This window comes from Catenulispora pinistramenti (assembly GCF_018274385.1).
Lineage (GTDB): Bacteria > Actinomycetota > Actinomycetes > Streptomycetales > Catenulisporaceae > Catenulispora > Catenulispora pinistramenti.
Genome location: NZ_JAAFYZ010000321.1, coordinates 1 through 9,248 on the forward strand (window position 1 = coordinate 1; position 9,248 = coordinate 9,248).

At 70.8% G+C, this 9,248-nt stretch carries 9 protein-coding genes; 6 read left to right on the forward strand and 3 right to left on the reverse strand.

All coding sequences use genetic code 11. From position 1 onward, the window contains the following. Positions 1-106: 106 nt before the first annotated feature. The 3 genes from KGQ19_RS45350 to KGQ19_RS45360 all read left to right on the forward strand — a co-directional run bounded on the left by KGQ19_RS45350 (position 107) and on the right by KGQ19_RS45360 (position 4,161). Positions 107-1,141, forward strand: a complete 1,035-nt coding sequence (locus KGQ19_RS45350) for an ATP-binding cassette domain-containing protein (protein ID WP_212021283.1) — start codon at positions 107-109, stop codon at positions 1,139-1,141. Continuing rightward, a complete protein-coding gene (locus KGQ19_RS45355) occupies positions 1,138-1,995 on the forward strand; it encodes an ABC transporter permease (RefSeq protein WP_212021285.1) in 858 nt (285 codons plus the stop codon). The genes KGQ19_RS45350 and KGQ19_RS45355 overlap by 4 nt, the downstream gene beginning before the upstream one ends. 108 nt (positions 1,996-2,103) lie before the next feature. Next, positions 2,104-4,161: a serine/threonine-protein kinase gene (locus KGQ19_RS45360; protein ID WP_212021287.1), complete on the forward strand. Its 2,058-nt coding sequence runs from the start codon at positions 2,104-2,106 to the stop codon at positions 4,159-4,161. Between the two features lie 123 nt (positions 4,162-4,284). On the opposite strand, the gene greA is transcribed toward KGQ19_RS45360, so the two are convergent. Further along, complete coding sequence (gene greA, locus KGQ19_RS45365) at positions 4,285-4,779, reverse strand: transcription elongation factor GreA (RefSeq protein ID WP_212021289.1); 495 nt, start codon at positions 4,777-4,779, stop codon at positions 4,285-4,287. A gap of 119 nt (positions 4,780-4,898) precedes the next feature. Further along, positions 4,899-5,297 (reverse strand): DUF4307 domain-containing protein, encoded by a 399-nt coding sequence (locus KGQ19_RS45370; RefSeq protein WP_212021291.1) that lies wholly within the window; start codon positions 5,295-5,297, stop codon positions 4,899-4,901. 101 nt (positions 5,298-5,398) lie between these two features. On the opposite strand from KGQ19_RS45370, the gene mca reads away from it, so the two are divergent. Together mca and KGQ19_RS45380 are read left to right on the forward strand one after the other, a co-directional pair. Next, complete coding sequence (gene mca / locus KGQ19_RS45375) at positions 5,399-6,337, forward strand: mycothiol conjugate amidase Mca (protein ID WP_212021293.1); 939 nt, start codon at positions 5,399-5,401, stop codon at positions 6,335-6,337. Positions 6,338-6,347: 10 nt separating this feature from the next. After that, positions 6,348-6,752, forward strand: a complete 405-nt coding sequence (locus KGQ19_RS45380; protein ID WP_212021294.1) for a hypothetical protein — start codon at positions 6,348-6,350, stop codon at positions 6,750-6,752. A gap of 387 nt (positions 6,753-7,139) precedes the next feature. Here KGQ19_RS45380 and arfB read toward each other — a convergent pair whose 3' ends face one another. Then, positions 7,140-7,577, reverse strand: a complete 438-nt coding sequence (arfB, locus tag KGQ19_RS45385) for an alternative ribosome rescue aminoacyl-tRNA hydrolase ArfB (RefSeq protein ID WP_368862252.1) — start codon at positions 7,575-7,577, stop codon at positions 7,140-7,142. 123 nt (positions 7,578-7,700) lie between these two features. On the opposite strand from arfB, the gene KGQ19_RS45390 reads away from it, so the two are divergent. Beyond that, the coding region (locus KGQ19_RS45390) for a neutral/alkaline non-lysosomal ceramidase N-terminal domain-containing protein (RefSeq protein ID WP_212021297.1) at positions 7,701-9,248 on the forward strand (1,548 nt) is incomplete at its 3' end.

The window sequence follows — 9,248 nt, forward strand, 5'->3', positions numbered from 1 at the left end:
CCCGAAAACTCCGCGCCGCCCCCACATCCCCACCATTCACCCATTCAGCCCATCACTGGCGATCGCGCGCGCACATAGTGTCGGAAGCCTCATCTACGGTCAGTCCATGGCAGCAATCGAGGCCGAAGGTCTGGTCAAGATCTACGGCGGAGGCAAGAAGAGCAAGGAGGTCCGCGCCCTTGACGGGGTGGACCTCGCGGTGCCCGAGGGCGCCATTCTGGGGCTGCTCGGGCCGAACGGGGCGGGGAAGACCACGGCGGTGCGGGTGCTGACCACGCTGTTGCGGCCGGATGCCGGCAGTGCGCGGGTGCTCGGGATCGACGTGCTGCGCAAGCCGAATGAGGTGCGGCGGGTGATCGGGCTGTCCGGGCAGTACGCGGCGGTCGACGAGAACCTGACCGGGCGGGAGAACCTGGTCATGGTCGGGCGGCTGTACCACATGGGGAAGGCCTCGGCCTTGAAGCGGGCGGGGGAGTTGCTGGACGAGTTCGCGCTCAGCGATGCCGCGGATCGGCCGTCCAAGACCTACTCCGGCGGGATGCGGCGGCGGCTGGACCTGGCGGCGGCGCTGGTGGTGAAGCCGCCGGTGATCTTTCTGGACGAGCCGACCACCGGGCTGGACCCGCGGACCCGGATCGCCATGTGGGATGTGATCGCCGGGCTGGTGAAGGGTGGGACCACGCTGCTGCTCACCACGCAGTACCTGGAGGAGGCCGACCGGCTGGCCGACTCCATCGCCGTGGTGGACCACGGCAAGGTGATCGCGCGGGGGACCGCGGACCAGCTCAAGGCGCAGATCGGCGGGGAGCGGCTGCAGATCGTGGTCTCCGATCCGGATCGGCTCGGTGAGGCGGCGGCGCTGCTGGGCCGGATGGGGACGGCCGAGCCGCGGGTGCACGAGCCGACCCGGGAGATCCTGCTGCCGGTCTCCGGCGGGGCGCAGCTGCTGGTCGAGGCGATCCGGGAGTTGGACGGCCTGGGCATCAAGATCGACGACGTGGCGTTGCGCCGGCCCACCCTGGACGACGTGTTCCTTCAGCTCACCGGACGCTCGACCGAGGACGAGGGGCAGGCCGGCGGCGATTTCGACGCCGGACCAGGGGCCGGCGACGGCCAGGAGCCGCAGGAGGCAGCGCGATGAGTTCGGACAGTCTGGCGCCCCCGGTCCCGCTGGGCGGGCACGGCCCGGCCACCGCCCTGCACGACGCCTGGGTCGTCACCCTGCGTAATCTGCGGCGGATGACCCGGATCCCGGAGATGGTGGTCTTCTCCTCGATCCAGCCGATCATGTTCGTGCTGCTGTTCGCCTACGTCTTCGGCGGCGCGATCCCGATCCCCGGCGCCGGCGGGCAGACCGCCTACCGCGAGTTCCTGCTGCCCGGCATCTTCGTGCAGACCCTGGCCTTCACCGCCGCGACCACCTCGGTGGGCCTGGCCGACGACCTGCACAAGGGCCTGATCGACCGGTTCCGCTCACTGCCCATCTCCCGCTCGGCGGTGCTGGCCGGCCGGACCACGGCGGACTGGTTGCAGAACCTGTTCGTGCTGGTGGTGATGGCGGCCTGCGGGCTGGTCGTCGGCTGGCGGATCCACGACGGGGTGCTCAAGGCGATCGCCGGGTTCGCGCTGCTGATGCTGTTCGCCTACGCGATGAGCTGGATCGGCGCCACGATCGGGCTGTCGGTGCGGACCGTGGAGGCGGCCAACACCATCGGCTTCATCTGGATCTTCCCGCTGACCTTCCTGTCCAACGCGTTCGTGCCCTCGCGCAAGATCTCGCCGCAGTGGCTGCAGGACGTCGCGGACTGGAATCCGGTCTCCTCGACCGTGCAGGCCTTGCGATCACTGTGGGGAAACCCTGATGGTTATGGGCCGACGGTGAAGATGCCGTGGCCGATCGAGCACGCCCCCTGGGTTTCGCTCTTCTGGTCACTGTTGATTCTGGTGGTGTTCGTCCCGTTGTCGGTGCGCAAATACCGCTCGGTTTCGGCGTGAAATCGAGCACGATCCTGGCATGATCGAGCACACCGGCAACCGACCCCGATGTTACGGCGTCATATTCTTGGGGAAAGGGGGCGCAACAAACAGCAGCAGGGGGGACCGATGGCAGGACCTAGACCGGGCGAGGTGTTGAACGACCGGTACGAGCTGATCGACCGCATCGGCGGCGGCTCGATGGGTGAGGTGTGGCGCGGCCGGGACCTGGTGCTGGGCCGCACCGTCGCGGTGAAGATCGTGCTGCCCGCGCTGCTGGACGCTCCGACCTTCCGGGCCCGCTTCGTCGCCGAGGCCCGGGTGATGGCCATGATGGACCACCCCGGCATCGTCGGCGTCTACGACTACGGCTACGCCGACGGCGCCGACCCGGACACCCCGGGCGCGGCGTTCCTGGTGATGGAGTTCATCGAGGGCGAGTCGCTGGACCGGGTGCTGGCCCGCACCGGCCCGCTGGAGCCGCGGTTCGCGATGAAGGTGCTGGCCTCGCTGCTGGACGCGCTGGCCGCCGTGCACCGCACCGGCGTCGTGCACCGGGACGTGAAGCCGGCGAACGTGATGCTCACCGCCGGCGGCGTGGTGCTGGCCGACTTCGGTATCGCCCGCTCCCCGGAGTCGCTGGGCCTGACCGCCGCCGACGCGCTGATGGGCACCGTCCCGTATCTGGCCCCCGAACTCTTCCACGCCGAGGCCCCGACCCCGGGCGCGGACGTCTACGCGGTCGGCATCCTGGGCTACGAACTGCTGTCCGGCCGCCAGCCCTTCCAGGCCGCAAGCACCGCCGCCGTGATGTACATGCACATGCACGAGCCGCCACCGCCGTTGCCCGACTACGTCTCCGCCCCCGTGGTCGAGGTGCTTTGGCACGCGCTGGAGAAGGACCCGGCGCACCGCTGGGCCGACGGCGCCGAGATGGCCGAGGCGCTGCGGCACGTGCTGGCCGGCCCGGTCGAGGCCGGCGAGGACGTCGGCGCCGGCGGTATGCACGCCGGCTACTCCGGGACCCCCAGCGGCTACGAGGACACCCTGACCGACTCCGGCGGGCGCCGGCGTCGGCGGCCCGGCGCCGAGGCCGGATACGCGGCCGCCGGGGCCGCCGCAGCCGCTGCGGGAGGGTACGAAGACGGGTTATACGGCGACGCCGGCCCGGCAGGCCGGTACGGTCGCGACGCGGCGTTCGGGGAGAACGCCGCGTCCGGCTTCGGCTCCGGGTACGGTCACGACGAATACGAGAACGGATATCCGGCGAGCTCTGCTTCCTACACCGAGGCTGGAGGCCGCCACGGCCGGGTCAGTCCGCTGGAGGAGACCGCTCCGCTGAGCGCGCTGCCGGGAGCGATATCCGGAGCGGCACCTGGCGCGATACCCGGAGCCGCACCGGGTGGCCTGCCCGGCGCGACCGCCCGGCTGCCCTACCCGGCCGACTTCCCGGCCGACGGCACCCGGGTCTACGAAGAGATACCGGCCTCCTTGGGCGACTCCGGAGGCCGCCACGGCCACGCGGCCGTCCCGGACGGGACCCGCGTCTACGACGCCCTCCCGGCTTCTCTCGCCGACTCCGGCGGCCGGCGCGCCGGCTCCGGCTACGAGCCCGACGGCTACGACCCCGAAGAACCCCCGATCCGCCGACGCGGTGCTGCCGAGCCCTACGCGGGCGGCACCACTGGACTCGGCGGCCGTGGCGGCGGCCTGCGCGGCGGTCTGCGGCCCGAGGTACGCCGCAAGGCGTTCATCACCGCGGCGGTCGCCGTACCGGCCGTGCTGGGGCTCTCCGTGGCGCTGGCGATGAGTTCGTCCGGGAAGTCGCCGGACGGCGGCCAGCCCGCGCCGGGTACCGCGCAGCAGACCGACGCGCCGACCGCGACCGGCACCGAGGACACCGTGCCGCCGACCGAGCCGGTCCCCACCTCGACGAGCACGTACGAGCACACCTACTCGCATCACTCGCCCTCGTCGTACCCCAGCTACACCCACTCCTCGGCGGCCGGGACGTCCAGTTCCTCGACCGACCCGACCACCAGCAGCCGGTCGGATCAGCCGACCGACACCAGCACCACGTCGAGTTCCAGCTCCTCGGGCCTGCCGAGCTCGACGGACAGCAGTACGCAGGGTGCGTCCTCGCCCTCGTCCCCGCCGGCCTCGCATCCCACGTCGAGCCACAGCTGAGCCGGCGCCCGCCGGAAACCCGAACGCGAACCAAGACCGAACCAGAACCCGAACACAAAGCAAGCGGCCCCCGCGTGTCCTCCACGCGGGGGCCGCTGCACGAATGCGTGCCTGACGGCCGCCTCAACCCATGTACGGCTTGGCGTCGATCAGCTTCACCATCATCGGCTTGCCGTTGGGGAGTTCGTACTCGGCCTGCTCCCCGATCGTCTTGCCGTTGATCGCACCGCCCAGCGGCGACCGCGTCGAGTAGACCTCCATGTTGTCGGCGGCGTCCTCGCGCGAGCCGAGCAGGAAGGTCAGGGTGTCGTCCTCGTCGCCGTCGAAGGCGATGGTCACGACCGCGCCGGGCACCGCCACGCCGGACTCCACCGAGTCGCCGACCCGGGCGTGCTCCAGGAGCTGGGTGAGCTGACGGATGCGCAGCTCGATCTTGCCCTGCTCCTCCTTGGCCGCGTGGTAGCCGCCGTTCTCGCGGAGGTCGCCCTCTTCCCGAGCGGCCTCGATCTTCTGCGCGATCTCGACGCGGCCCGGTCCCGACAATTGCTCCAACTCGGCGGTCAGCCGGTCGTAGGCGTCCTGGGTCAGCCAGGTGACGCTGTCGTTGGTCTGGGTCACGGGTACTCCTAGGGGTTCTACTCATTGAGGGACCGTGCTTTTCAGTCACGCACAGAATGGCGATCGTAACAAGGAGCACGGACGGATAACGCCGGGTGAATCGGCTGTGGACGCCGGGCCTAGTTGAGCTGGCAGTCCAGTACTTCGCCGCTGATCGCCCGGCTGCTGGTCCGGATCGTCGCGCTGAGCACCTGGGTCCGGTGGCCGAGGGGGACCGGGACATCCAGTCGGCCCACCTCGTTCCCGCCGTAGTCCCGGGCCCGCACGGTACAGGTCGCGGCCCGGTCGCTTTGCCGGTCGTCCACCTGGAAGCGGACGTCGACGGCGTGGTCGGAGGTAACCTGGTAGCCCAAGACCGTCGCGTTCAGCGTCGGGGAGGCCTGCTTCAGGCCGATATACGACACCACGCCTGTGAGCACGAGCACACCCGCCACGGCCAGGGCGATCCGGGAACGTCTGGACAGGCCGGAGGAACGCGCGTAGCGCGCGACCACCTCGTCCTGCACCTCGGACGTCAACTCGGTTCACCTGGCCTTCATCGGACTGAGCGCGATTCGGATGTGCGCAGTGTCGGACCCGTGCGTCAGTATATTCGGGCGGCTACTGATGGAGGAACACCGTGACGCACGAACTGCGCCTGATGACCGTCCACGCGCACCCGGACGACGAGTCCAGCAAGGGTGCGGCCACCAGCGCGCGGTACGTCCGCGACGGGGTGGACGTGTTGGTCGTCACCTGCACCGACGGCTCCCGGGGGGACATCCTCAACCCGCAGCTGAAGAAGGATCCGGCCGTCCAGGCCGAGATCGAGGCCAACCTGCTGGACGTCCGCCGCAAGGAGATGGACACGGCCCGGGAGATCCTGGGCGTGCGCCAGGAGTGGCTGGGCTTCGTCGACTCCGGCCTGCCCGAGGGCGACCCGCTGCCGCCGCTGCCGGAGGGCTGCTTCGCCCTCCAGGACCTGGAGACCGCCGCGGAGCCGCTGGTCCGGCTGATCCGGCAGCAGCGCCCGCAGGTGATCGTCACCTACAACGAGAACGGCGGCTACCCGCACCCGGACCACATCATGACCCACAAGGTCACGGTCGCCGCCTTCGACGCGGCCGGCGACCCGGCCAAGTACCCGGACGCCGGCGAGCCCTGGCAGCCGCTGAAGCTGTACTACGACGTGGCGTGGTCAATGGCCCGGCTGGAGGCCGAGCACCAGGAGCTGCTGGACCGCGGCCTGGAGTCCCCCTACTGGGAGCTCCTGAAGGAGCGCCAGAACTGGCCCCAGCGCGAGATCACGACCCGGGTCCAGGCCGGGGAGTACTTCGAGATCCGGGACGCCGCCCTGAAGGCGCACGCCACCCAGATCGACCCCGACGGCCCGTTCTTCCGCACCCCGAACGACGTCAAGCGCGCGGTCTGGCCGACCGAGGACTTCGAACTGGCCCGCTCGCTGATCGACACCACGCTGCCCGAGGACGACCTGTTCGCGGGCGTGCGCGAGTACGAGAAGGCCCAGTGCGCGGTCTCGGGGCAGGGTGTGCACGAGCCCGCCGGAGTCTGCTCGTAGACTGCGGGGCATGAACGCTGTGTCCGGATTGCTCACACCCGCCCAGCCGGTGCTCGCCAGCAGCCAAAGCCTCGACAAGACGAAGCCGGGGCTGGTCGCGTTCCTGATCGTGCTGGCGATCGGCGTCGCGCTGTGGGCCCTGTTGAAGAACATGGGCAAGCAGCTCGGCCGGGCCAAGGATCACTTCGAGGCCGAGGACGCCGCGCTGGCCGCCGCCGAGGCCGCCGCCCCGGCCACGGTCGGCACCGCTGAGGCGGTCGCCGAGGTGCCGAAGCAGCAGGACGGTCTGAAGAAGGATGTCCTGAAGAAGGGCAGCCCGAAGAAGGACGGCCTGGCGAAGGGCGGCATGAAGAGCGAGGCCAAGGCTAAGGGCGACGGCGAGGGCGAGTCGGCGAAGGGCACCGCGGCCGAGTAGGCACGGCGCCTCCGCGGGCGGACGAGTTGTTGCTTGAGCAGCGCACGCGGGCGTGCCCGCGTGCGCTTGCTCGGCGATGGCTCACGCGGACTTGTCAGCGGGACCCGCACGCTCGGCAGCTGCTCGGCGCCGGTTTACTGACGCGGGTTGATCCGGCGCGGGGAGAATGAGAACGGTCGCGCTTCGCGGAAACTGAATGGTTTGTGCGCGAATCTGACCAGCCTGAGCCTGAGCCGCGCGCGAACCTGCGTCGGGCGCGAGCCTGAAGCCCTGCGTCGGGCGCGAGCCTGAGGCCCTGAGCCGAGTGCGAACCTGAGCCTGAGCCGAGTGCGAAGCTGCGTCGAGCGCGAACCTGAGGCCTGAGCCGAGCGTGAACCTGAGCCCGCCTCAGAAGTCGTCCACCCGCCGCCGCAGCTGCTTGGTCTGCCCCCGCCGCGTCTTGTTCTCCAGCCGCCGCCGCGTGACGCCCGCCGGGGTCTTCTTCTCCCGCCGCGGTGCGGGCGGCGGGGCCAGCGCCTCGGCCAGCACCCGCGCCAGCCGCTCCCGCGCCGCCTCGCGGTTCTGCAGCTGCGAGCGCTGCTCGCTCGACGTCACCGTCAGCACCCCGTTCACCAGCCGCCCGGCCAGCGCCTGGGCGGCGCGCGACTTCAGCCACTGCGGGAGCGCCGTCGTCGCCAGCAGGTCGAACGAGAGTTCCGCGCGGCTGTCCGTGGTGTTGACGCCCTGTCCGCCGGGCCCGGCCGAGCGGGAGAAGCGCCAGCTGAGCTCGGCGGCCGGGATGACCGCCTCGGCCCGGTGGCGTCCGGTGTGGCTGCTCGCGGGCATGGCGTTGTAGCGGACTGTCAGGGGTCCGTTCACTCCGCTCGCCGTCTCGTCAGCCATGTCTTGATGGTCTCAGACCGTGGTAGTGCTTGACACCGGTTATCGGGTGCGCGTTACGTGATCCGCATGGGCTACCTGGCGGGGCGGGGCATCGCCGACATCACCGGGGAGATCGCCGAGTGCGGGCTCCTGGGCTACGGGATGCCGGAGCAACAGGCGGCGGGGCTGCACACCCGGTTGCGCGCCCGGGCCTTCGCGCTGGCCGACGGCGACCGCCGGTTGTTGCTCGTGGTCTGCGACCTGCCGCTGGTCTTCAGCAGTGTGACGCAGGCCGTGCTGCGGCGCCTGCCCGCCACCTACACCGAGGCGAACGTCGTCATCACCGCCACCCACACGCACTGCGGCCCCGGCGGCTACTCGCACCACGCCGTCTACAACAGCAACACCGGCGGCTTCCGGCCCCAGACGTTCCGCGCGATCGTCGACGGCATCGTGGAGGCCGGCCGCCGCGCCATCGCCGATCTCCGGCCCGCCACCCTGCGCCTGAACCGCGGCGAACTGCACGGGGCCAGCGTCAACCGGGCCCGCCGCGCCTTCGAACGGAATCCGAGTGCTGACAAGGCCGCGTTCCCGGACGCCATCGATCCGGCGACGACACTGCTCGCGATCGAGCGCGCCGGCGCCCCGGTCGGCCTGATCAGCTGGTTCGCCGTCCACAACACCAGCATGACCAACCGCAACCGGCTGGTCAGCGCGGACAACAAGGGCTACGCCGCGTACCACTGGGAGCGCGAGATATCAGGGATCGACTATCTCGACGGCGACGCCGAGCCGCCCCTGGTCACCGCGTTCGCCCAGACCAACGCCGGGGACCTGTCGCCGAACCTGAACCTGCGGCCCGGCAGCGGCCCGACCGAGGACGAGTTCGAGAACACCCGGATCATCGGCACCCGGCAGTACGAAGCGGCGGCGAAACTGTTGGCGGCCGAGGAGGGCGCCGAGATCCTGGAGGGCGGATTGGACCACCGAATCGTCCACGTGGACATGGCCGCGGTCCGCGTCGGCCCCCGCTTCACCGGCGACGGCCTGTCGCACCGCACCTCGCACGCGGTCCCCGGCGCCACCGCCTTCGCCGGCGCCCTGCCCGACGGCCCGACCGGCTGGCGCTTCGTCGGCGCCGAGCAGAACCCGGTCCTGGACGCCTTGTCCCGTCACGGGATCTACCGCCTGTCGCATCGGCTCTCGGATTCTCAGGCCCCGAAGACACTTGCCGCGCCCATCAGCCTCCTGAATCGCGTCGTCCCCTTCGGACAAGAGATCCTGCCGCTCCAGTTGCTGCGCATCGGGTCGCTGTATCTGCTCTGCCTGCCTTTCGAGGTGACGATCGTCGCGGGCCTGCGCTTGCGCCGCACGGTCGCCGAGTCCGTCGGTACCGACCCGGATCACGTCCTCATCCAGGGCTACGCGAACGCCTACGGCCACTGCGTGACCACCCCCGAGGAGTACGACGCCCAGATGTACGAGGGCGCCAGCACCCTGTTCGGCCGCTGGCAACTGCCGGCCCTGCAACAGCACGCCGCACTCCTCGCCACGGCGATGCGCGACGGCCGCCCCGTCCTCCCCGGCCGGCCGGCCCCGGACCTGGCCCCGCGCCACCGCCGCCAGCCGCCCCCG

Bases quoted from the DNA above. Each gene is read 5' to 3' on its own strand.
- KGQ19_RS45350 (WP_212021283.1), top strand. From the start codon at position 107: ATGGCAGCAATCGAGGCCGAAGGTCTGGTCAAGATCTACGGCGGAGGC.
- KGQ19_RS45355 (WP_212021285.1), top strand. From the start codon at position 1,138: ATGAGTTCGGACAGTCTGGCGCCCCCGGTCCCGCTGGGCGGGCACGGC.
- KGQ19_RS45360 (WP_212021287.1), top strand. From the start codon at position 2,104: ATGGCAGGACCTAGACCGGGCGAGGTGTTGAACGACCGGTACGAGCTG.
- KGQ19_RS45380 (WP_212021294.1), top strand. From the start codon at position 6,348: ATGAACGCTGTGTCCGGATTGCTCACACCCGCCCAGCCGGTGCTCGCC.
- arfB (WP_368862252.1), bottom strand. From the start codon at position 7,577: ATGCCCGCGAGCAGCCACACCGGACGCCACCGGGCCGAGGCGGTCATC.